This window comes from Kosakonia oryzendophytica (assembly GCF_027886705.1).
Classification (GTDB): domain Bacteria; phylum Pseudomonadota; class Gammaproteobacteria; order Enterobacterales; family Enterobacteriaceae; genus Kosakonia; species Kosakonia oryzendophytica.
The window spans coordinates 2363562-2385779 of the sequence record NZ_CP115659.1 but is presented as its reverse complement, the minus strand read 5'-3'; the positions used below and the strand labels follow the sequence as shown (position 1 = coordinate 2385779).

The following is a 22218-nucleotide window of genomic DNA, read 5'->3' as shown; positions in this document are numbered from 1 at the left end:
CAAAAAAAGGCCTGCAATTGCAGGCCTTTTTATTCAGTGCAACATGTTACGTATCACGTAATGCAGGATCCCATCGTTACGGTAGTACGTCAGTTCGGTTGACGTATCAATACGGCAACGGCACTGCAACACCTCTTGTGAGCCATCCGCCCGCGTCACTGTCACAGGTAAGGTACCGCCGGGCTGAATATCCGTCAGATCAACGATATCGAGTTTCTCCTCACCGGTTAACCCCAGCGTTTTACGGGTCACCCCCTGCGGAAACTCCAGGGGTAGGATCCCCATACCAATCAGGTTCGAACGGTGGATACGTTCGAACGATTCGGCGATCACTACCCGGACACCCAGCAGGCGCGGCCCTTTTGCCGCCCAGTCACGGCTGGAGCCCGAGCCATACTCTTTCCCGGCGATGACCGCCAGCGGTGTTCCCGCTTGCTGGTAGCGCATTGCGGCGTCATAAATCGACATAACCTCGCTCCCTGGCAGGTGACGTGTCATCCCTCCTTCCACACCCGGCACCATTTCATTACGAATACGAATATTCGCGAACGTACCGCGCATCATCACTTCATGATTGCCGCGCCGTGAGCCATAGGAGTTAAAGTCACGCCGCTCCACACCATGGCTTTGCAGGTAACGCCCCGCCGGGCTATCCGCTTTAATACTGCCTGCCGGCGAAATATGATCGGTGGTCACCGAATCGCCCAGCATGGCGAGGATCCGCGCGCCATGTATGTCTTTCACCGGTTCAGGTTGTGCCCCCATATCATCAAAAAAGGGCGAGAGACGAATATACGTCGAATCACTCTGCCAGCCATAGGTGTCCGAGCGTTCAACCTCAATCGCCTTCCACTCCGGCGTACCTTCAAAGACTTCCGCATACTCCTTGCGAAACATTTCTGTCGAAACCTGTTCAACCGCCCGTGCAATCTCCAGGCTGGATGGCCAGATATCTTTCAGATAGACCGGATCGCCTTTGCGGTCGTGCCCCAATGGATCGGTGGCCAGATTAATATTCATATTACCGGCCAGTGCATACGCCACCACTAATGGCGGCGATGCCAGCCAGTTGGTTTTGACCAGTGGATGAATGCGCCCTTCGAAATTACGGTTACCGGAAAGTACCGCACCTACCGTAAGATCTCCCTGACGTATAGCCTGTTCAATCGGCTCCGGCAGCGGACCGGAATTACCGATACAGGTGGTGCACCCGTAGCCAACAAGGTTAAAACCAAGTTCATCAAGATACGGTGTTAAACGCGCCTGCGCGAGATAGTCAGAGACGACTTTCGAGCCCGGTGCCAGCGATGCTTTTACCCACGGCTGACGTTTCAATCCGAGGGTTACCGCTTTTTTTGCCAGTAAACCGGCCGCCATCAGTACGCTGGGGTTTGAAGTGTTGGTGCACGAGGTTATGGCGGCAATGACGACCGCGCCATCTGGCAGCTGGTATTGATGCCCATTCAGGACATAATCAACCGGTTTACGATCTTTTTGCGCGGTGTTCAGTTCCAGTTCGGAGCTGGCAGCAAAGGCTTTAGGAACATCACTGAGTGCAACGCGATCCTGCGGGCGTTTGGGCCCGGCCAGGCTTGCCTCAACATCCTGCATATTCAGTTCTAGTGTGCTGGTGAAAACCGGCTCATCCCCTGGATTGCGCCACATCCCTTGCGCTTTTGCATAGGCCTCAACCAGCGCAACCTGCTCTTCGCTGCGCCCACTGAGTCGCATATATTCCAGCGTCACACCGTCGATGGGGAAAAAGCCGCAGGTTGCGCCATATTCCGGTGCCATATTGGCGATAGTTGCCCGATCCGCAAGCGGTAACGCGTCCAGACCATCACCATAAAATTCAACAAACTTACCGACGACGCCATGCTTACGCAGCATCTGTGTCACGGTAAGTACCAGGTCTGTTGCGGTAATACCTTCCCGTAATTTGCCGTTCAGCTTGAAGCCCACAACATCCGGAATCAGCATCGAAACAGGTTGACCAAGCATCGCCGCTTCCGCTTCAATGCCGCCCACGCCCCAGCCCAGCACACCGAGACCATTGATCATGGTGGTATGTGAATCGGTGCCAACCAGTGTATCCGGGTAAGCGACCCACTCTTTATCCTGTAATTCGCTCCACACGGCTTTGCCGAGATACTCGAGATTCACCTGGTGACAGATGCCAGTGCCGGGCGGCACCACACTGAAACGGCTGAATGCCTGCTGACCCCAGCGCAGAAAAACATAGCGTTCATGATTACGTTCCATTTCAAGACGCACGTTTTCTTCAAATGCTTCGTCGTCCCCGAAATGGTCAACAGTGACGGAATGGTCAATCACTAAATCGACGGGTGAAAGCGGGTTCACTTTCGCCGTATCGCCCCCCAGGCGTTTTACCGCTTCACGCATGGCTGCTAAATCCACAACGGCGGGCACACCGGTAAAATCCTGCATTAATACCCTTGCCGGCCGGTAGGCAATTTCACGGTCAGCATGGGCCGTTTTCAACCATCCAGCCAGCGCGCGAATATCTTCTTCCGTGACGGAATCATCATCCTGCCAGCGCAGGAGGTTCTCGAGTAACACTTTGAGTGACTTGGGTAATCGCGAGATATCCCCAAGTTCCTTTGCGGCCAGCGGCAGGCTGTAGTAACGCCAGGTTTTATTCTCTGCCTGCAATGTATCCTTACTGGCTTCGCGTAGGGTCGACGACATATGCTCCTCCTTAATCACAGGGATTGCGAAGCCCTGATAGTCTTCAGGGTCTGTAATTAAAGATAACACAAACTTATCGTAACGTTTTGATAACAACCCGAATTGCTACATACGGCAAAAGCGAACCGCGGGGGCAGAAATAAAAAAACCTCGCAGATGCGAGGTTTTTCAGGAGATTACTTCATTACTGGAGGAACATCCAAACGAGCTCCCCCCAGAAAAGGACAGAAACAAAAAATGCTCCCATCCACGACCAATATTTCATTCCGTAACCATTATGCATGAAGCTATTACCAGAAAATCTATTCATTAAAACTGAGTTGCTACTCAATTCATTTATGCTGTGTATTAATCAATGAGTACAAAAGATCATTCATAGAATAAAGAGATAATTCTCCCTGTTTATTCTGATGATATTTTTATTGTTTCCTGGTCGTATCTTCTGCAAAGGCATCTATAAAAGCTTGTTGCTGCGGCGACAGTTTCCATGAAGCAGGAATAGCGGTCACAGGTTTCTTTTTCGCTTTTGTAGGCGTGTCATGAAGTTGACATACATGTTTCACTGGTTCGAATCGGCCTGCTATTGCCATTTTAACCCCAGAATTTCCAGATCAATAACGCAACGACTGCCCAAAATGCGGCAGAGCCAAGAAATACCGCCAGCCAGGCTTTACGCTTCAGCTCAGGGTCCCTTTGCGGCTCTTCACTTCCTGATGGCATTGCTAACCTCGTACAATCGACATCACTTATCATTTTGAACACCAACAATCGGTAGAATTAATCATGGGTTGAGACAAATCCTAAAAGAACTTTAGCCGAAAATCCAGTGAATTTACTCACCATTTCCAAAGAAAGATTTAATCTTTTGACCCGAAATAAATAATTGAAGTGAGAAATTTGCAGACCTGCAATTTAGTTTCTATTTTTGTCACAAATTAGCGACAGTGCGGACTTAGCATTGTGAGCTCAATCACCCTCGCGGGTGATTGAGAAATTAGATGATGATAATTCTAATTTAACTTTGGGCAGAGTTAAGCATGTCTTTTGAATGCCGAAGATACCCTTCGTCATTATTTCTGTGGCAACTTAATATCTTTAAACATTGCTTCTATATCTTCGTTAGAACGCAATGCAACAGCAGTATCGACAACATCCCGCGTTAAATGTGGCGCAAAGCGTTGAATAAAATCATACATATAGCTGCGCAGGAACGTACTACGGCGGAAGCCAATTTTGGTCGTGCTATGACTGAAAATCTCGTGCGCATCCAGTTTCACGAGGTCAGGATCCGATACCGGATCGACGGCCATACTGGCAATCACACCCACGCCAAGCCCCAGCTTTACATAAGTTTTGATAACGTCTGCGTCGGTGGCGGTGAAAACAATACGCGGCGTTAAACCGGCGCGATTAAAGGCGGTATCCAGTTCAGAGCGACCAGTGAAACCAAAGGTATAGGTCACTAATGGATATTGCGCCAGTTCTTCAATGCTCACCGACTGCCTGGCCGCCAGCGGATGATCAGGGGTCACCACAATCGAGCGGTTCCAGTGATAGCAGGGCAACATCACGAGATCGTCATACAAATGCAGCGCTTCGGTGGCAATCGCAAAGTCCGCATTGCCTTTTGAAACGGCCTCGGCGATTTGCGTCGGCGACCCCTGGTGCATATGCAACGACACCCGCGGATAGCGCTCAATAAAACCTTTTATCACGCCAGGCAACGCATAACGCGCCTGCGTATGCGTGGTCGCAACATACAATGACCCTTTATCCGGCCACGTGTGTTCCCCTGCCACCGATTTGATCGCGTCGACTTTGGACAACACCTCACGCGCAATACGGATGATTTCCTGCCCTGCTGGGGTGACCTGAGTAAGATGCTTGCCGCTGCGGGCAAAAATTTGTATACCCAGTTCATCTTCCAGCATGCGGACTTGCTTACTGATACCCGGCTGAGAGGTATAAAGTCCTTCCGCCGTTGAAGAGACATTGAGATTGTGATTCACCACCTCAACGATATAACGAAGCTGTTGTAATTTCATAACAGACCATCCGGAGTGCGCAAACGGGTAATCGCTTAATACGATTTCATAATAAAAAAGAAGATAGCTATAACCACTATATCATTTATAGCATCTGTGTATAGCAGCGAACAAACAATAATAATAGAGGAATAAAAAAGGCCGGATAACCGGCCTTTTGAAGGGTATGTGACTGAAATTTATTATTTTTTAGCTTCAGTCCATTTATTGTCGATATAGAACGCAGACCACCCCGTCGCTTTGCCATCTTTTTCCGAGGCAACGTACTGCTGCTTCGTTTTCCGGCTAAAACGCACGATTGTCTTGTTGCCTTCAGGATCCTGCTGTGGCGCATCAGCCAGATAGCGCAGTTTCTCTGGCAGACGATCGCGGAAGCGGAACAGTTCTTCTACCAACGGCGCACGGGTTTCACGTGATTTCGGGAAGGTATTCGCAGCAAGGAACACCCCAGCCGCGCCATCGCGCAGCACGAAATACGCATCCGATTTTTCACACTCCAGCTCCGGCAGCGGCACCGGATCTTCCTTCGGCGGCGCAACTTCGCCATTACGCAGAATTTTGCGCGTGTTTTTACACTCATCATTGGTGCAAGCCATGTATTTACCGAAACGCCCCATTTTCAGGTGCATTTCAGAACCACATTTCTCACATTCAACAATCGGGCCGTCATACCCTTTAATGCGGAACTCGCCCTCTTCGATTTCGTAGCCATCGCAGGTCGGGTTGTTACCACAGACATGCAGTTTACGCTTCGGATCGATCAGGTAACTGTCCATTGCCGTGCCGCATTTCTGGCAGCGACGTTTGGCGCGTAAGGCGTTGGTTTCAGCGTCATCGCCCTCCAGCACGTTCAGCACTTCGTTTTCCGGCACCAGGTTAATGGTGGTTTTGCAGCGCTCTTTCGGCGGCAATGCATAGCCAGAACAACCAAGGAAGACACCCGTGCTGGCAGTACGGATACCCATTTTACGGCCACAGGTCGGACAGTCGATGCTGGTCAGCACCATCTGATTTGGACGCATACCACCGTTTTCCGGATCCTGCTCCGCCTGTTCAAGCTGACGGGAGAAGTCGCCAAAGAAGCTGTCCAGCACTTTGCGCCACTCGGCTTCATGATTGGCCACACGGTCCAGACTGTCTTCCATCTGAGCGGTAAAGTCGTAATTCATCAGTTCGCGGAAATTTTCTTCCAGGCGATCGGTGACGATTTCACCCATTTTCTCAGCATAAAAGCGACGGTTTTCGACACGCACATACCCGCGATCCTGGATCGTAGAAATGATCGACGCATAGGTGGACGGGCGACCAATACCGCGTTTCTCCAGCTCTTTTACCAGAGACGCTTCACTAAAACGTGCTGGCGGTTTGGTAAAGTGCTGTGCAGGTGTCAGTTCAACAAGCGACAATTCGTCGCCTTTATTCACTGCCGGCAACGTACGATCTTCATCGCCTTTACGCAGCGCAGGCATCACTTTCGTCCAGCCATCGAAGCGCAAAATACGGCCGCGTGCTTTCAAGCGGAAATCACCCGCCCCGACGGTCAGCGTGGTGGAATCATACTGCGCAGGCGTCATCTGACAGGCGACAAATTGTCGCCAGATCAGTTGATAAAGCTTCTGCGCATCGGTTTCCATATCTTTCAGGGATTCCGCCAGAACCGCGACGTCGGAAGGACGAATCGCTTCGTGTGCTTCCTGAGAGTTTTCTTTGCTAGCGTACTGATTGGCATGATCCGGCAGATATTTTTTACCGAAATTGTCCGTAATATAGCTGCGCACCATGCTCACCGCATCCTGACTCAGGTTGGTGGAGTCGGTACGCATATAGGTGATGTAGCCTGCTTCATACAGACGCTGCGCCATCATCATGGTTTTCTTCACGCCAAAACCAAGACGCGTGCTGGCCGCCTGTTGCAGTGTAGAGGTGATAAACGGCGCGCCAGGCTTACTGCTGGTCGGTTTATCTTCTCTTTCGAGTACGGTATAGCGCGCTTTTTCCAGCAGGCTTACGGCTGCCATGGTCTGTTCGCGATTTACCGGACGGAACGCTTTTTCACCTTCGTGCGTGACCTGCAACGGCAGTGAATCACCGCCCGGTGTCGCCGTTGTCGCATCAATTTCCCAGAACTCTTCCGGGACAAAGGCTTTGATCTCGCGCTCGCGATCAACCACCAGACGCACGGCAACAGATTGCACACGACCAGCCGACAGACCACGGGCAATTTTCTTCCACAGCAGCGGAGAAACCATATAGCCCACGACGCGGTCCATAAAACGGCGCGCCTGCTGCGCATTGACGCGATCAATGTTGAGTTCGCCTGGGGTTTCAAACGCCTGACGAATCGCATTTTTGGTAATTTCGTTAAATACAACGCGGCTGTAGCGTTTTTCATCACCCCCAATCACTTCCCGCAGGTGCCATGCAATGGCTTCCCCTTCGCGGTCAAGGTCGGTTGCGAGATAGATGTGGTCGGCTTTTTCTGCCAGGGATTTCAGTTCAGAAACGACCTTTTCTTTACCCGGAAGCACTTCGTACTGCGCTTCCCAGTTGTGCCATGGGTCGATCCCCATGCGATTGACAAGAGCGCCGCGTTCATCCTTTTTAGGCTTCTTAGCCGTTTTGGTGGAGGCTGAGTCTGCGCTCTTTTTAGGTGCTGAGCCACTGGTCGGCAAATCACGGATATGACCTACGCTGGACTTAACCACGTAATCATTACCCAGATATTTATTGATCGTTTTGGCTTTTGCCGGGGACTCAACGATAACGAGAGCTTTACCCATATTCACCTTTACCTAATTAAATTCTTCCAGCAATACATCGCATTTTGCTTCACACGGCCTGATGACGCGCCTCACAGATATAGCGGCGTCGTCGCAGGATATCAACCCCTACGCTTAGCCAGGCGCGTTAAACAAAGCGTTTATGTGACTGACCTGACAGGCCTTTTAACCTGAGGGCGAAGGTGCACGACGATGTTGCGGTCGAATGTCAAGCAAATCTGTTGCCAGATTGACGAAAGCGTCACACTGTACCTGATAAAATTTGTTACGCAACTTTATTAGCATGCAAAATCAAATCACGCCAGCACAACCGATGAGCAAACCCCTTGCAAAAACAGGGAAAATTTGCCCCTGAACGGTGACCGGCGTAGACTGACGGAATTTTTAAGGAGTAGAAAATGCAAGGTACATCTCAGCCTATTGACCGCCAGGCTCTACTTGAGCTGGCTAATCAACTGATCCGCGATCATGAAGACACCCTTGCCGGTATTGAGGCCACCCATGTTACCCAGCGTAACGGCGTACTGGTGTTCAGCGGTGAATACTATCTGGATGAACAGGGTTTGCCGACGGCGAAAAGCACGGCGGTATTCAATATGTTCAAATACTTAGCCCACGAACTCTCTGACAAATACCATCTGATTGATTAAACAAAAACGCGAGGTCAGAGCCTCGCGTTTTTGTTTACATAAGCGGTTTTTGCCCTCGCTGCCACCAGCGCATCAGCAGGTGGTCAATACTCTCTGTCGCGCTGCCGGTAAAGCGCTCCATCAGTTTCTTCCGCTGCTGGTAACGAATGCCTATAACCTCATGGTCTTCGAGCAGCCCGAGCAGCAATTCATCACTGGTGCCAATCGCGTCAATCAACCCGTTCTCCAGCGCTTGTGTTCCGTACCAATGTTCACCGGTCGCCACTTTTTCAATATCCAGACCGGGACGCATCTGACTGACGAAGCCTTTAAACAGATCGTGAGTTTCGTTCAGGCTTTCACGGAATTTTTGCCGCCCTTCTTCTGTGTTTTCACCTAACAGCGTCAGCGTGCGTTTAAACTGCCCGGCGGTATGCAGTTCAATATCGATCTCTTTCCCTTTCAGGAAGCGGTTAAAGTTTGGGATCTGCGCAACCACGCCAATCGAGCCGATGATGGCGAACGGCGCGGCAACAATTTTATCCGCCACGCAGGCCATCATATAGCCACCGCTGGCGGCCACTTTATCCACGGCGACAGTCAGCGGGATCTGCCTGTCACGCAGGCGTTGCAACTGAGAGGCAGCAAGACCATAACCATGTACCACACCACCGGGGCTTTCCAGGCGGACAATCACCTGATCCTGTGGCTTCGCAACCGTCAACACTGCCGTGATCTCTTCACGCAGGGCGTTAACCTCACCGGCATCCATACTGCCTTTAAAATCCAGAACGTAAACGCGGGATTTTCCTTTTTCATCCGCTTCCCCGGCTTTGGCTTTCGCTTTTGCGGCTTTCGCCTCCAGCTTCAGCTTTTTCTTGCGGGCTTTTTGCCACTGTTTCTGTTGATGGTCATCCAGCAATGCTGCGGACATCTCCTCCCGCATCTCTTTATATTGATCGCTCAGACGCGTGACCCGTAACTCTCCCCGTTGGCGCTTGCGCTGAGTCAGGTTAACAATAAGCACTGCGACCACCGCAATCGCCACAACTACGGTCGCGATCTTGGCCAAAAACAAACCATATTCAGACAGTAATTCCACGCGTACCACCTCGATTACACCACTCAACAATCGCTCCAGTGTACATGAGCCCTTTCGGCGCGTCTCGCGTAAGCGATTGACCTTTTGCGGCATGTGACTGAATTTTTTACGACTCTGCGGTGTAAACCTTGTCCAACTCTCCGCTTGACCGATTGAAATGCCCCTCTGTTTAGGGCATAAAGCCAACATATGATGTGAAATACAGGCCCGGGCCTGAGGAGACAGCGTGCACTATCAACCACAGCGCGATCTTTTAAACGACCGAATCATTCTTGTAACCGGTGCCAGCGATGGTATCGGTAAAGAAGCGGCCCTGACCTACGCCCGTTACGGTGCCAGCGTCATCTTACTGGGTCGTAATGAAGAAAAATTACGCCAGGTTGCACAGACTATCCGTGAACAAGAAGGCCAGCACGCGCAGTGGTTCACACTGGATATGGCGACCTGCACACCACACACATGCCAGCAGTTGGCCGAGGCCATTGCTGCTTATGCGCCGCGTCTCGACGGCGTACTGCATAATGCAGGTGTGCTGGGCGATGTTGTCCCCATGAGCGAGCAGGTGCCCGCTGTCTGGGATGAGGTCATGCAGGTGAACGTTAACGCCACATTTTATCTCACCCAGGCATTGCTTCCTTTATTACTGCGGTCAGAAAGTGGCTCGCTGGTGTTTACCTCTTCCAGCGTTGGTCGACAGGGGCGTGCTAACTGGGGAGCGTATGCCGTCTCGAAGTTCGCGACGGAGGGCATGATGCAGGTGCTGGCGGAGGAATACCAGAACCGATTACGGGTCAACTGCATTAATCCGGGCGGTACCCGCACCAGTATGCGCGCCAGCGCTTTCCCGACGGAAGATCCGCAAAAACTTAAAACACCTGCCGATATCATGCCGCTTTATCTGTGGCTGATGGGCGATGACAGCCGCCGCAAAACGGGCATGAGTTTTGATGCACAACCCGGGCGCAAACCAGGAATTTCACAATGAGTGATGAACGTTATCAACAGCGCCAGCAGCGGGTAAAAGAACGTGTTGATGCCCGTGTTGCCGCAGCACAGGATGAGCGCGGGATTATTATTGTTTTCACCGGCAACGGTAAGGGAAAAACCACCGCCGCATTCGGCACTGCAACCCGTGCGGTTGGGCATAACAAAAAAGTGGGCGTCATTCAGTTTATTAAGGGGACGTGGCCGAACGGCGAGCGTAACTTGCTGGAGCCGCTGGGTGTCGAGTTTCAGGTCATGGCGACCGGGTTTACCTGGGATACGCAAAACCGCGAAAGCGATACCGCAGCATGCCTCGCCGTATGGCAACATGCCGAACGTATGCTGGCTGACCCGCAGCTTGATCTGGTATTACTGGACGAACTGACTTATATGGTGGCCTACGATTACCTGCCGCTGGAGACCGTGTTGACGGCATTAACTCACCGACCGGCAACGCAAACAGTGATCATCACCGGCCGCGGTTGCCACCGGGATATCCTGGAAATCGCTGATACTGTCAGTGAATTACGCCCGGTAAAACATGCCTTCGAAGCGGGCGTAAAAGCGCAAATCGGCATCGATTATTAACCTCACCCCTGGTTCTCTCTGCCGTTTCCTGCAGTAAAAGACCACCTTCTTAGAAGGTGGCTTTTGAGAATGCCCCCTGTAAGGGGGGCTATTGTCACTTTCCGCTTACTACTCTAGCAATTCCATTTGCTGTTCATGTATTTGTTCCGTTTTCTCCTGATGCCTCACATATCGTCTGATAATTTCCTCGTTCACACCGACAGTATCTACAAAGTAGCCACGTGACCAAAAGTGGTTGCCCCATAGCTTCTTTCTTATGTGTGGGAAACGATTGTAGAGTCTGATTGCGCTGCGACCTTTCAGATGCCCCATTAGAGTTGATATCGAGATTTTCGGCGGGACTATTACGACCAGATGTACATGATCTGGCTGAACATTTAGCTCCAGAACCTCACAATCCTTTATTCCGCAGAGAATGTAGATTGTCCTGTAAAGTTCCTTGCCCAACTTATCTTTCAGGATTCTGAAACGGTACTTAGGCGTCCAGACTATGTGGTATTTACAACGCCAATATACATGTGATGAACTCCTGTAAATCCCCATGTTGGTTTGTCTCCTTTTACTTGTGGTGAGTAAGCAGAGATATTCCGGCATGGGCATTCTTCAGGCTATAGCCTTACAGGATCAATCACCACCTCCCCAGGAGGTGGTTTAGGGGTGACAATAAAAAAGGGGCTTTCGCCCCTTTTTTGTTTTAATCGTTCTTCGTGCGCCCACCCGCAGCACGGCGGTTACCGGCTGGCTGGTTGTGGCGTTTCACGGCACGGCGGATCTGATTGGCTTTCATGCGACGACGATCTTTTTCTACCGCCACCTTCGACTGCGTTTCCGCTTCCAGTCCAACCAGCTCGCGCAAGTAGTTCGTTTGTGCGAGATCCAACTCCGTCCAGCCGCCACGCGGCAACCCTTTCGGCAGAGGGATGTCGCCATAACGAACGCGGATAAGACGGCTCACCTGCACGCCCACCGCTTCCCACAAGCGGCGTACTTCGCGGTTACGGCCTTCGGTCAACGTCACGTTGTACCACTGGTTAATCCCTTCGCCACCGCTGAATTTAATGGTTTTGAAGGCTGCCGGACCGTCTTCCAGTTGCACGCCGCGCGCCAGTTCGCGCACTTTATTATCATCAACTTCGCCGAACACGCGCACAGCATATTCGCGTTCAACTTCACGGCTTGGGTGCATTAATCGGTTCGCCAGCTCACCGTCTGTGGTAAACAGCAGCAAACCGCAAGTATTGACGTCGAGACGACCCACCGCGATCCAGCGCGCACCGCGCAGTTTCGGCAGACGGTCAAACACCGTCGGGCGACCTTCCGGATCGTTGCGCGTGCAGAGTTCACCTTCCGGTTTGTAATAAGCCAGCACGCGGCAAATCTGCTCAACGGACTCTTTGACCGAAATAAGGTGACCATCAATACGGATTTTTAGCCCCGGCGTTACCTCCACACGGTCGCCCAGTGTCGCAATTTTGCCATCCACACTGACACGGCCGGCTTCAATAATAGATTCGATTTCACGGCGGGAACCGTGGCCAGCTCGCGCCAGCACTTTCTGTAGTTTCTCGCTCATAGAGCATCCTTCAGGTGTCGCCTTCACAGGCGTCGAATAGGGTCATCAGTACGGCAATGCCGCTGAAATGGCCGCGTAGTATAGCGACTTGCGCCGCTATAAGAAAGGCTTAACGTCGCCGACACCTTCACGGATCACCACCGGCGCATCATCCGTTAAGTCCACCACCGTTGTTGGCTGCTGGCCGAGATAGCCGCCATGGATAATTAAATCCACCTGCTTCTCCAGACGATCTTTGATTTCATCGGGATCCGACTCGGTAAAATCGCTACCCGGCAGCATCAGGGACGTGGAGAGCATCGGCTCATTGAGTGCTTCCAGTAGGGCCAGTGCAATCGGATTCGACGGCACACGCAAGCCAATGGTCTTGCGTTTTTCTTGCAATAAACGACGCGGCACGTCCTTCGTCCCCTTAAGGATAAAGGTGTAATTGCCTGGGGTGTTATTTTTGATCAGCCGAAAAGCGATATTGTCCACGAACGCATAAGTCGACAGTTCAGACAAATCGCGGCACATCAGCGTAAAGTTGTGACCATCCGGCAGATGACGAATACGACAAATTCTCTCCATCGCACTTTTATCTTCAATTTTGCACCCCAGTGCATACCCGGAGTCAGTGGGATAGACGATCACACCGCCCTTGCGCACAATGTCCACCGCCTGATTAATCAGGCGCGGTTGCGGGTTTTCCGGATGAATATAAAAAAACTGACTCATACTTCCCTCTCTGTCTTGTTCTGCGGCTGCTCCCAGCGTTGCCAGACGCCCTCAACCCCGGCAGGAAGCCAGAGTTTACGCCCCAGTTCGATCCACGGGCAGGGCTGGTGGAAATCCGAGCCTTGCGATGCCAGCAAACCAAACTGACGAGCATAAAGGGCGAGCTGTGCACGTTCATTGGGAGCCTGCTGGCATTGGGCAACTTCCATTGCCTCACCGCCGCTTTGAGCAAAATGCGCCAGCAGTCTTTTCAGCCATTTAGCGGACAGGTTATAACGCCCTGGATGGGCCAGCACTGCCGTTCCGCCAGAATGATGAATCACTTCAATAGCTTGTTCTATTGTACACCACTGCGGAGGAACATATCCGGTTTTCCCGCGAGCAAGGTACTTTTTAAAGACGTCAGCCATTGTATTTGCCTTACCCATTTCGACCAGGAAGCGGGCGAAATGACCGCGAGTCACCGAGGCCCCCTGCGCCAGCCGCTGTGCCCCTTCCCACGCGCCCGCAATGTGCGCCTTTTCCAGGCGTTCGGCGATAAGCTTCGCACGCTGCAACCGCCGTTCTGCTTGCGCCTGCAAAAAATCGCGCATTTGCGGATGGTCAATGTCGATATTCAAGCCAACAATGTGAATTTCGTGATTTTCCCAGACCGTGGAGATCTCCACGCCGGTAATCAGTCGCAGGTTCAACCCAGCGCGGGCAATTTCCGCCTGCGCTGCGGGAATGGCGTCGGTGCTGTCATGGTCGGTGATCGCCAGCGTTCCCACGCGCATATCGACAGCACGATGCACCAACTGTTCCGGGGAAAGCAGACCATCGGAAGCCGTCGTGTGGCTGTGAAGATCATAAATAATGGCGTAATTCGTGTCGCTCAAAGCGGCTCCGCTAATTCATCAGGATAACTGTTTGTCCCTTATCATAACGGTTTGCCATGTTTTTCTGAAAGCGAGGGTTGACATTCCCTCAACGAACCAGTTAACTAGTACGCAAGTTCACACGACAAGGTATCCTATAATGAATGCACATATCTCCGTTAATCGTTGGTGGCGCACTCCCTGACAGGGCTGTGAGATCACGTGCGCATTCAGCATACCGATACCCCGGCCCGCTCCTACAGCGGGCTTTTTTTTGAACAAATTAATGAGAGCGATTATGCAAACGCAAAAACCGGCACTCGAACTTCTGACCAGCAACGCCGCCTATCGGGGTAACCCAACGGCGCTGTTCCATCAACTCTGCGGCGCACGCCCGGCAACATTACTGCTGGAGTCTGCGGATATCGACAGCAAAAATGATTTAAAAAGCCTGCTGCTGGTCGATGCTGCGCTGCGCATTACTGCTTTAGGTGACACTGTCACCATCAAAGCCCTGACAGTGAACGGTGCCGCATTACTGCCCCTGCTGGATGCCGCGCTTCCGACAGGGGTTGAAAATACAGTCTCCGTGGATGGACGCGAGCTACGCTTCCCGCCTGTCAGCACGCTGCTTGATGAGGACGCCCGCCTCTGTTCACTCTCGGTTTTTGACGCATTACGCCTGCTGCAGGATCTGCTGGTGGTTCCGGCCAATGAACGCGAAGCCATGTTTTTTGGCGGGTTGTTCGCCTATGACCTGGTAGCAGGTTTCGAAGATTTACCGGCCCTTACCCACGACCGCCGCTGCCCGGATTACTGTTTTTATCTTGCAGAAACGTTACTGGTGATCGACCACCAAAAACAGCAAACCCGCATCCAGTGCAGTCTGTTCAGCAACGCCGATAGTGAGAAAACTCGCCTGACACAGCGCATTGACGCGCTGCGCCAGGAATTGGATCTCGATGCACCGTCACTGCCAGTGGTGACTGTTGAACATATGCGCTGCGATACCAACCAGAGCGATGAAGAGTACGGCGCTGTGGTACGTGAGATGCAAAAAGCGATTCGCGCAGGGGAAATTTTCCAGGTGGTGCCTTCGCGTCGTTTCACGTTGCCCTGCCCGTCGCCGCTGGCAGCCTATGAAGTGCTGAAAAAGAGCAATCCAAGCCCATACATGTTCTATATGCAGGACGATGATTTCACCCTGTTTGGCGCGTCACCGGAAAGTTCATTGAAGTACGATGCCAGCAATCGGCAGATTGAAATTTACCCGATAGCCGGTACGCGCCCCCGCGGACGTCGCCCGGACGGTTCCCTGGATCGCGATCTCGACAGCCGTATCGAACTCGATATGCGTACCGATCACAAGGAGCTGTCAGAGCACCTGATGTTGGTGGATTTAGCGCGTAATGACCTTGCGCGGATTTGTACCCCTGGCAGTCGCTATGTCGCCGATCTGACCAAAGTCGACCGTTATTCCTATGTTATGCATCTGGTTTCCCGCGTGGTGGGCGAATTGCGCGCGGATCTTGACGTGCTACATGCGTACCGCGCCTGTATGAACATGGGCACCCTGAGTGGTGCGCCGAAAGTCCGCGCGATGCAATTGATTGCTCAGGCGGAAGGCGCACGCCGTGGCAGTTACGGCGGTGCAGTGGGTTACTTCACCGCCCATGGCGATCTGGATACCTGCATCGTCATCCGCTCGGCATGGGTTGAAGATGGCATCGCCACGGTGCAAGCCGGCGCAGGCGTGGTGCTGGATTCAGTGCCGCAATCTGAAGCTGACGAAACCCGCAACAAAGCCCGCGCGGTTCTTCGCGCGATTGCCACCGCACATCATGCACAGGAGACGTTCTGATGGCTGACATTCTGCTGCTCGATAATATCGACTCTTTTACCTATAACCTGGCGGATCAGCTGCGTGCGAGTGGACATAATGTGGTGATTTACCGCAACCATGTGCCTGCGCAAACCTTAATTGACCGCCTGGCATCCATGCAAAATCCGGTGTTAATGCTCTCTCCGGGGCCTGGCGCGCCATCCGAAGCGGGTTGCATGCCGGAACTGCTGACCCGCATGCGCGGTAAGTTGCCAATTATCGGCATCTGCCTTGGGCACCAGGCGATTGTTGAAGCCTACGGTGGTTATGTTGGCCAGGCGGGTGAGATCCTGCACGGTAAAGCTTCCAGCATTGAACATGACGGTCAGGCGATGTTTGCAGGCCTGAGCAACCCACTGCCCGTAGCGCGTTATCATTCGCTGGTAGGTAGCAATATTCCGGCCGGTCTGACGATTAATGCGCACTTTAATGGCATGGTGATGGCAGTCCGTCACGACGCCGATCGCGTCTGCGGCTTTCAGTTTCACCCGGAATCCATTCTGACCACCCAGGGCGCGCGTCTGCTTGAACAAACACTGGCCTGGGCGCTACAGAAACTGGAGCAAACCAATACGCTGCAACCGATTCTGGAAAAATTGTACCAGGCGCAGACGCTAAGCCAGCAGGAGAGCCACCAGCTCTTTTCTGCGGTGGTGCGCGGCGAACTCAAACCGGAACAACTGGCCGCCGCGCTGGTCAGCATGAAGATCCGCGGCGAGCACCCGAATGAGATCGCTGGCGCAGCGACTGCCTTGCTGGAAAATGCAGCACCCTTCCCACGCCCGGACTATCCTTTTGCCGATATCGTGGGCACAGGCGGGGACGGCAGCAACAGCATCAATATATCCACCGCCAGCGCGTTTGTCGCCGCAGCCTGCGGGCTGAAAGTGGCCAAGCATGGTAATCGCAGCGTCTCCAGTCGCTCCGGCTCCTCGGATTTACTGGCTGCATTCGGTATCAATCTCGATATGAATGCAGACAAGTCACGCAATGCACTGGATGAGTTAGGTGTGTGCTTCCTGTTCGCGCCGAAGTATCACACCGGTTTCCGCCATGCGATGCCCGTCCGTCAGCAGTTGAAAACCCGCACCTTGTTCAACGTGCTGGGTCCATTGATCAACCCGGCGCATCCGCCGCTGGCGTTGATTGGCGTCTACAGCCCGGAACTGGTGCTGCCTATCGCCGAAACGCTGCGCGTACTCGGTTATCAGCGTGCTGCCGTGGTTCACAGCGGCGGTATGGATGAAGTCTCCCTGCACGCACCAACGCTGGTCGCGGAGTTACATGATGGCGAGATCAAAAGTTACCAGCTGACTGCCGCAGACTTCGGCCTGACACCTTATCATCAGGAGGCGCTGGCGGGTGGCACACCGGAAGAAAACCGTGACATTCTGACACGCTTATTACAAGGTAAAGGTGAAGTCGCCCATGAAGCCGCCGTGGCCGCCAACGTTGCGATGCTGATGCGTTTGCACGGCGAAGAGGATTTACGGGCCAACGCGCAAAAAGTACTGGATGTGCTGCACAGTGGAGCAGCGTACGACAAAGTCACCGCACTTGCGGCACGAGGATAAATAATGCAGACCGTTTTAGCGAAGATCGTCGCGGATAAAGCCATATGGATTGCAGCACGCAAGGAGCAGCAGCCGCTGGCCAGCTTCCAGAATGAGGTGGTACCGAGCACACGCCGTTTCTACGACGCCCTGCAGGGAACGCGCACGGCATTTATCCTGGAGTGCAAGAAAGCTTCGCCATCGAAAGGGGTGATCCGTAGCGATTTCGACCCCGCACGTATCGCCGGTATCTATAAACATCATGCGTCAGCCATTTCTGTGCTGACCGATGAGAAATATTTTCAAGGTAGCTTTGATTTTCTGCCGATTGTCAGCGGGATCGCCCCGCAGCCCATTCTCTGCAAAGACTTTATTATCGATGCCTACCAAATTTATCTGGCACGATATTACCAGGCCGATGCCTGCCTGCTGATGCTCTCCGTACTGGATGACACACAGTATCGTCAGTTGGCTGCGGTGGCCCATAGTCTGAATATGGGCGTGCTGACGGAAGTCAGCAACGAAGAGGAGCTACAGCGCGCGATTGCGCTGGAAGCGAAAGTTGTGGGCATTAACAACCGCGATCTGCGTGACCTCTCCATTGATCTGAATCGCACCCGTCAGCTTGCGCCACGCCTGGGCACCGGGGTTACCGTCATCAGCGAATCGGGCATTAATACCTATGCACAGGTACGGGAACTGAGCCATTTTGCTAACGGTTTCTTGATTGGTTCCGCCCTGATGGCGCACGACGATCTGGATGCGGCGGTTAAACGCGTGCTGCTGGGTGAGAATAAAGTCTGCGGTTTAACCCGCGCTGAAGACGCACATGCCGCCCACCAGGCTGGCGCTATTTACGGGGGTCTTATTTTTGTTGCCAGTTCACCGCGCGCCGTCGATGAAACGCAGGCACAGGCTGTTATGAAAGGTGCACCACTGCAATATGTTGGCGTTTTCCGCGATGCGCCGGTTGAGGATGTGGCGGCAAAAGCCGGCAAATTGGGCCTGTGCGCCGTACAGCTGCACGGCAGCGAAGATCAGCCTTATATCGATGCGTTGCGTGCTGCGCTGCCACCGCAGACGCAAATCTGGAAAGCACTCAGCGTGGGCGATAGCCTGCCGCCGCGGAATCTGCAGCGAGTAGATAAATACCTGTTCGACAATGGACAGGGTGGCAGCGGCAAACAGTTTGACTGGTCGCTCCTTGCGGGCGAACCGCTCGATAATGTCCTGCTGGCAGGCGGTCTGGGTGCGGACAATTGCGTACAAGCGGCCAAAACCGGTTGTGCCGGACTTGATTTTAATTCAGGCGTGGAATCGGAACCGGGTATTAAAGATGCCAGCAAACTGGCCTCGGTGTTCCGCACGCTTCGCGCTTATTAAGGAAAGAGAGAATGACGACACTACTGAACCCCTATTTTGGCGAGTTTGGCGGAATGTATGTTCCGCAAATCCTGATGCCAGCACTGCGTCAACTGGAGGAAGCATTTGTCAGCGCCCAAAGTGATGCCGAATTCCAGCAACAATTTACTGATCTGCTGAAAAACTATGCTGGCCGCCCGACTGCGCTGACCCGGTGTCAGAATATTACTGCCGGAACCCGCACCACCCTCTATCTGAAGCGTGAAGATCTGCTGCACGGCGGCGCGCATAAAACCAACCAGGTTCTGGGTCAGGCCCTGCTGGCAAAACGCATGGGCAAAACGGAAATCATCGCCGAAACCGGTGCCGGTCAACACGGCGTTGCATCAGCCCTCGCCAGCGCCCTGCTCGGTCTGAAGTGCCGCATTTATATGGGTGCAAAAGACGTTGAACGCCAGTCGCCGAACGTTTTTCGTATGCGTCTGATGGGCGCAGAAGTGATCCCGGTGCACAGCGGTTCCGCCACCCTGAAGGATGCCTGTAATGAAGCCCTGCGCGACTGGTCCGGCAGCTATGAGACAGCGCACTATATGCTGGGCACGGCGGCCGGTCCGCACCCCTTCCCGACCATCGTGCGTGAATTCCAGCGTATGATCGGTGAGGAAACCAAAGCGCAGATCCTCGAAAAAGAAGGTCGTCTGCCAGATGCCGTCATCGCTTGTGTTGGCGGCGGATCTAATGCCATTGGTATGTTTGCCGACTTTATCAATGACACGGCTGTCGGGTTAATTGGTGTTGAGCCCGCCGGTCATGGTATCGACACCGGCGAGCATGGTGCTCCGCTGAAACATGGCCGCGTCGGCATCTACTTCGGTATGAAGTCACCGATGATGCAAACCGACGAAGGTCAGATAGAAGAGTCTTACTCGATTTCCGCCGGGCTGGATTTCCCGTCAGTCGGGCCACAGCATGCGTATCTCAATAGTATCGGGCGCGCAGACTATGTCTCCATTACCGACGATGAAGCCCTGGACGCCTTCAAAACCCTGTGTCTCCATGAAGGCATTATTCCGGCACTGGAATCCTCCCATGCCCTTGCGCATGCGCTGAAAATGATGCGCGAAAACCCGGAAAAAGAGCAGTTGCTGGTGGTCAACCTCTCCGGACGCGGCGACAAAGACATCTTCACCGTACACGATATTCTGAAAGCGCGAGGGGAAATCTGATGGAACGTTATGACAACCTGTTTAAACAGTTGAACGCGCGCAAAGAAGGCGCTTTTGTCCCCTTCGTCACGCTTGGCGATCCGTCGCCGGAACACTCGCTGAAGATCATCGACACGCTGATTGAAGCCGGAGCAGACGCACTGGAACTGGGGATCCCCTTTTCCGACCCGCTGGCCGATGGCCCGACCATCCAGAATGCGACCCTGCGCGCATTCGCGTCCGGCGTCACCCCGAGCCAGTGTTTTGAAATGCTGGCGACCATTCGCCAGAAACATCCCTCCATTCCGATTGGTCTGCTGATGTATGCCAACCTGGTGTTTAACCGGGGTATTGATGAGTTTTACGCTCAGTGCGCAAAAGTGGGCGTCGATTCAGTACTGGTTGCAGATGTCCCTATCGAGGAATCCGCCCCCTTCCGCCAGGCGGCGATGCGCCATAACGTTGCGCCTATTTTTATCTGCCCGCCGAACGCCGATGACGATCTGCTGCGTCAGATTGCGTCCTACGGGCGCGGTTATACCTATTTGTTGTCCCGCGCTGGTGTGACCGGTGCGGAAAACCGTGCCGCGCTGCCACTGCATCATCTGGTGGAAAAGCTGGCCGAATACCATGCTGCGCCTGCGTTACAGGGATTTGGTATTTCGTCGCCGGATCAGGTGTCCTCTGCGATTAATGCGGGGGCCGCTGGGGCGATCTCCGGTTCCGCCACCGTGAAGATCATTGAAAACAACCTCAATAATCCTGCCGCCATGCTGGCAGAGTTGAAAACCTTTGTTCAGCAGATGAAAGCCGCAACGTTACTACGTTAACCCCTAATACCGCCCGATTCGTCGGGCGGTGATCTCCTCTCTTTGTGCTCCTGTTTTACATAACTCATTGTTAAAAAGTTCATATTTTCTGTGGAATAATAGCAACGACGGCTCCCCACAATAGATATGACTCTGATGCGTAAAACCGATTCCCCGATCTGGCACAACCAATGGATAGCGCTGTTGTTGACCGGCGTTCTTGCCGGTGTGGCAGGCATGTTGATAGCCCTTCTGCTACATGAAATCCAGCACCTTGCTTTTGGCTACAGCCAGCGGTCACTGATTGGCGGGCCACCTTTCCTGCAGGGGGTAAGCGATGCCAGCGCGCTGCGCCGTCTGGCAGTGCTCAGCGCAGCAGGGATTGTTGCGGGCTGCGGGTGGTGGCTACTGGCGCGTTATGCCAAAAAACGCGTCAGTGTTGGTACAGCAGTGAACGATGTCACGCAGCCAATGCCCACCGTCACCACGTTGTGCCATGCCTTTCTTCAGGTGATTACTGTCGCGATGGGTTCTCCATTAGGCAGAGAAAGTGCGCCCCGCGAAGTTGGCGCACTGTTTGGGGGCAGCATCGCCCGCCATTGTGGGTTGAGTGCACAGGAGACAAAACGGGTGATTGCCTGCGGCGCAGGAGCAGGGTTGGCGGCGGTTTATAATGTTCCACTTGCTGGCGCGATTTTCACGCTGGAAGTACTGCTGGTGACGATCAGTTGGGATGCGGTGATCGCTGCTGTCGTCACGTCAGCCGTTGCTGCATTCGTCGCTTCACTGGTGCTGGGGAATGAACGTCAGTACCTCTTCACTTCCCCGGAAGCCCCCTTTTCGCTTATCGTTTGGGCCCTGCTATCAGGCCCACTTTTCGGTTATGCGGCACACCTTTTCCGGCGCATGACGACAACCGCACGGAGACAGGTAAAAAGTAACTGGCAACTGCCCGTATTCTGTTTTATCGCTTTTGCCTGCCTTGGTCTGCTCTCAATCTGGTTTCCACAGTTACCGGGAAACGGACGCGGCCCGGTGCAGTTGAGCTTCGGCGGCGGCGTGACGTTGCCGTTGGCAGCGATCCTGATTGGCCTGAAAGTGTTGAGTATCTGGTTAGTGCTGCGCAGCGGTGCGGAAGGAGGCTTACTGACACCCGGTCTGGCGATTGGCGCGTTGCTTGGCGCGCTGATGTTCCTGATAGTTGGATCCTTTTTCCCCAACGCGGATATGGCGGAATTCGCGCTGACAGGGGGTGCGGCTTTTCTGGCGTCCTCAATGCAGATGCCGCTGACCGCCATCGTGCTGCTGATGGAGTTCACCGGAATGGACTTCAGCTTTTTTGTACCGCTGACGTTAGCTGTGGCTGGCGCCTATATGACCTGCCGTTATCGCAAAAACGCAGAGTAAAAAGGCTGGTCGTTCA

20 protein-coding genes and 1 other annotated feature are annotated in these 22218 nt (G+C 53.3%); of the genes, 9 read left to right on the top strand and 11 right to left on the bottom strand.

The features are described 5' to 3' along the window. Positions 1–33 precede the first annotated feature (33 nt). From acnA to topA, 6 genes are all read right to left on the bottom strand, one after another. On the bottom strand, positions 34–2709 hold the full coding sequence (gene acnA, locus O9K67_RS11645; RefSeq protein WP_061496196.1) for an aconitate hydratase AcnA: 2676 nt from the start codon (positions 2707–2709) through the stop codon (positions 34–36). Positions 2710–2893: 184 nt separating this feature from the next. Next, positions 2894–2992, bottom strand: a complete 99-nt coding sequence (gene ymiC, locus O9K67_RS24750; RefSeq protein WP_369407360.1) for a small membrane protein YmiC — start codon at positions 2990–2992, stop codon at positions 2894–2896. Positions 2993–3128: 136 nt separating this feature from the next. After that, entirely contained in the window at positions 3129–3299 is a 171-nt protein-coding gene (locus tag O9K67_RS11640; RefSeq protein WP_088237631.1) for a hypothetical protein, read from the bottom strand. A gap of 1 nt (position 3300) precedes the next feature. Beyond that, the gene (locus O9K67_RS11635) at positions 3301–3462 is read right to left on the bottom strand and encodes a YmiA family putative membrane protein (RefSeq protein ID WP_082794169.1); all 162 of its coding nucleotides are present in this window, start codon (positions 3460–3462) and stop codon (positions 3301–3303) included. A 317-nt stretch (positions 3463–3779) separates the two neighbouring features. Beyond that, the gene (gene cysB, locus O9K67_RS11630; RefSeq protein ID WP_061496198.1) at positions 3780–4754 is read right to left on the bottom strand and encodes an HTH-type transcriptional regulator CysB; all 975 of its coding nucleotides are present in this window, start codon (positions 4752–4754) and stop codon (positions 3780–3782) included. 182 nt (positions 4755–4936) lie between these two features. Further along, a complete protein-coding gene (gene topA / locus O9K67_RS11625) occupies positions 4937–7534 on the bottom strand; it encodes a type I DNA topoisomerase (protein ID WP_061496199.1) in 2598 nt (865 codons plus the stop codon). A gap of 398 nt (positions 7535–7932) precedes the next feature. On the opposite strand from topA, the gene O9K67_RS11620 reads away from it, so the two are divergent. Then, positions 7933–8184 carry a YciN family protein gene (locus tag O9K67_RS11620; protein ID WP_061496201.1) on the top strand — a complete coding sequence of 84 codons (252 nt, stop codon included), beginning with the start codon at positions 7933–7935 and terminating at the stop codon, positions 8182–8184. Positions 8185–8218: 34 nt separating this feature from the next. Here the strand turns inward: O9K67_RS11620 and sohB are convergent, their stop codons facing one another. Further along, positions 8219–9265, bottom strand: a complete 1047-nt coding sequence (gene sohB, locus O9K67_RS11615; RefSeq protein ID WP_061500060.1) for a protease SohB — start codon at positions 9263–9265, stop codon at positions 8219–8221. 226 nt (positions 9266–9491) lie between these two features. Between sohB and O9K67_RS11610 the strand changes: the two genes are divergently transcribed. Both O9K67_RS11610 and cobO read left to right on the top strand, forming a co-directional pair. Then, the gene (locus O9K67_RS11610; RefSeq protein ID WP_061496203.1) at positions 9492–10250 is read left to right on the top strand and encodes a YciK family oxidoreductase; all 759 of its coding nucleotides are present in this window, start codon (positions 9492–9494) and stop codon (positions 10248–10250) included. Beyond that, on the top strand, positions 10247–10837 hold the full coding sequence (gene cobO, locus O9K67_RS11605; RefSeq protein WP_061496204.1) for a cob(I)yrinic acid a,c-diamide adenosyltransferase: 591 nt from the start codon (positions 10247–10249) through the stop codon (positions 10835–10837). The genes O9K67_RS11610 and cobO overlap by 4 nt, the downstream gene beginning before the upstream one ends. A gap of 108 nt (positions 10838–10945) precedes the next feature. On the opposite strand, the gene tnpA is transcribed toward cobO, so the two are convergent. The 4 genes from tnpA to rnm form a co-directional block, all read right to left on the bottom strand. Beyond that, complete coding sequence (tnpA, locus tag O9K67_RS11600) at positions 10946–11380, bottom strand: IS200/IS605 family transposase (protein WP_061496206.1); 435 nt, start codon at positions 11378–11380, stop codon at positions 10946–10948. Between the two features lie 151 nt (positions 11381–11531). Then, positions 11532–12410: a 23S rRNA pseudouridine(2605) synthase RluB gene (gene rluB / locus O9K67_RS11595; RefSeq protein ID WP_061496208.1), complete on the bottom strand. Its 879-nt coding sequence runs from the start codon at positions 12408–12410 to the stop codon at positions 11532–11534. Positions 12411–12506: 96 nt separating this feature from the next. Then, positions 12507–13127 (bottom strand): L-threonylcarbamoyladenylate synthase, encoded by a 621-nt coding sequence (locus O9K67_RS11590; protein ID WP_061496210.1) that lies wholly within the window; start codon positions 13125–13127, stop codon positions 12507–12509. After that, positions 13124–14020 (bottom strand): RNase RNM, encoded by an 897-nt coding sequence (rnm, locus tag O9K67_RS11585; protein ID WP_170933840.1) that lies wholly within the window; start codon positions 14018–14020, stop codon positions 13124–13126. Before rnm ends, O9K67_RS11590 begins: the two co-directional genes overlap by 4 nt. A 145-nt stretch (positions 14021–14165) precedes the next feature. Continuing rightward, positions 14166–14260: a sequence feature (Trp leader region), on the top strand. A gap of 22 nt (positions 14261–14282) precedes the next feature. Here rnm and O9K67_RS11580 point away from each other — a divergent pair. The 6 genes from O9K67_RS11580 to O9K67_RS11555 all read left to right on the top strand — a co-directional run bounded on the left by O9K67_RS11580 (position 14283) and on the right by O9K67_RS11555 (position 22202). Then, complete coding sequence (locus tag O9K67_RS11580; RefSeq protein WP_061496214.1) at positions 14283–15845, top strand: anthranilate synthase component 1; 1563 nt, start codon at positions 14283–14285, stop codon at positions 15843–15845. Continuing rightward, entirely contained in the window at positions 15845–17440 is a 1596-nt protein-coding gene (gene trpD / locus O9K67_RS11575; protein WP_061496216.1) for a bifunctional anthranilate synthase glutamate amidotransferase component TrpG/anthranilate phosphoribosyltransferase TrpD, read from the top strand. The genes O9K67_RS11580 and trpD overlap by 1 nt, the downstream gene beginning before the upstream one ends. A 3-nt stretch (positions 17441–17443) precedes the next feature. Then, the gene (gene trpCF, locus O9K67_RS11570) at positions 17444–18802 is read left to right on the top strand and encodes a bifunctional indole-3-glycerol-phosphate synthase TrpC/phosphoribosylanthranilate isomerase TrpF (protein WP_061496218.1); all 1359 of its coding nucleotides are present in this window, start codon (positions 17444–17446) and stop codon (positions 18800–18802) included. Positions 18803–18813: 11 nt separating this feature from the next. Next, a complete protein-coding gene (trpB, locus tag O9K67_RS11565) occupies positions 18814–20007 on the top strand; it encodes a tryptophan synthase subunit beta (RefSeq protein ID WP_061496220.1) in 1194 nt (397 codons plus the stop codon). Then, positions 20007–20816, top strand: coding sequence for a tryptophan synthase subunit alpha (gene trpA / locus O9K67_RS11560; protein ID WP_061496222.1), 810 nt, complete (start codon positions 20007–20009; stop codon positions 20814–20816). The genes trpB and trpA overlap by 1 nt, the downstream gene beginning before the upstream one ends. A 135-nt stretch (positions 20817–20951) precedes the next feature. After that, the gene (locus tag O9K67_RS11555; RefSeq protein ID WP_271044656.1) at positions 20952–22202 is read left to right on the top strand and encodes a chloride channel protein; all 1251 of its coding nucleotides are present in this window, start codon (positions 20952–20954) and stop codon (positions 22200–22202) included. Positions 22203–22218 lie beyond the last annotated feature (16 nt).

What these genes read in the sequence shown, in the direction of transcription:
- acnA (WP_061496196.1), bottom strand. Translation starts at nt 2,709, where the DNA reads ATGTCGTCGACCCTACGCGAAGCCAGTAAGGATACATTGCAGGCAGAG.
- ymiC (WP_369407360.1), bottom strand. Translation starts at nt 2,992, where the DNA reads ATGCATAATGGTTACGGAATGAAATATTGGTCGTGGATGGGAGCATTT.
- O9K67_RS11640 (WP_088237631.1), bottom strand. Translation starts at nt 3,299, where the DNA reads ATGGCAATAGCAGGCCGATTCGAACCAGTGAAACATGTATGTCAACTT.
- O9K67_RS11635 (WP_082794169.1), bottom strand. Translation starts at nt 3,462, where the DNA reads ATGATAAGTGATGTCGATTGTACGAGGTTAGCAATGCCATCAGGAAGT.
- cysB (WP_061496198.1), bottom strand. Translation starts at nt 4,754, where the DNA reads ATGAAATTACAACAGCTTCGTTATATCGTTGAGGTGGTGAATCACAAT.
- topA (WP_061496199.1), bottom strand. Translation starts at nt 7,534, where the DNA reads ATGGGTAAAGCTCTCGTTATCGTTGAGTCCCCGGCAAAAGCCAAAACG.
- O9K67_RS11620 (WP_061496201.1), top strand. Translation starts at nt 7,933, where the DNA reads ATGCAAGGTACATCTCAGCCTATTGACCGCCAGGCTCTACTTGAGCTG.
- cobO (WP_061496204.1), top strand. Translation starts at nt 10,247, where the DNA reads ATGAGTGATGAACGTTATCAACAGCGCCAGCAGCGGGTAAAAGAACGT.
- tnpA (WP_061496206.1), bottom strand. Translation starts at nt 11,380, where the DNA reads ATGGGGATTTACAGGAGTTCATCACATGTATATTGGCGTTGTAAATAC.
- rluB (WP_061496208.1), bottom strand. Translation starts at nt 12,410, where the DNA reads ATGAGCGAGAAACTACAGAAAGTGCTGGCGCGAGCTGGCCACGGTTCC.
- O9K67_RS11590 (WP_061496210.1), bottom strand. Translation starts at nt 13,127, where the DNA reads ATGAGTCAGTTTTTTTATATTCATCCGGAAAACCCGCAACCGCGCCTG.
- O9K67_RS11580 (WP_061496214.1), top strand. Translation starts at nt 14,283, where the DNA reads ATGCAAACGCAAAAACCGGCACTCGAACTTCTGACCAGCAACGCCGCC.
- trpD (WP_061496216.1), top strand. Translation starts at nt 15,845, where the DNA reads ATGGCTGACATTCTGCTGCTCGATAATATCGACTCTTTTACCTATAAC.
- trpCF (WP_061496218.1), top strand. Translation starts at nt 17,444, where the DNA reads ATGCAGACCGTTTTAGCGAAGATCGTCGCGGATAAAGCCATATGGATT.
- trpB (WP_061496220.1), top strand. Translation starts at nt 18,814, where the DNA reads ATGACGACACTACTGAACCCCTATTTTGGCGAGTTTGGCGGAATGTAT.
- trpA (WP_061496222.1), top strand. Translation starts at nt 20,007, where the DNA reads ATGGAACGTTATGACAACCTGTTTAAACAGTTGAACGCGCGCAAAGAA.
- O9K67_RS11555 (WP_271044656.1), top strand. Translation starts at nt 20,952, where the DNA reads ATGCGTAAAACCGATTCCCCGATCTGGCACAACCAATGGATAGCGCTG.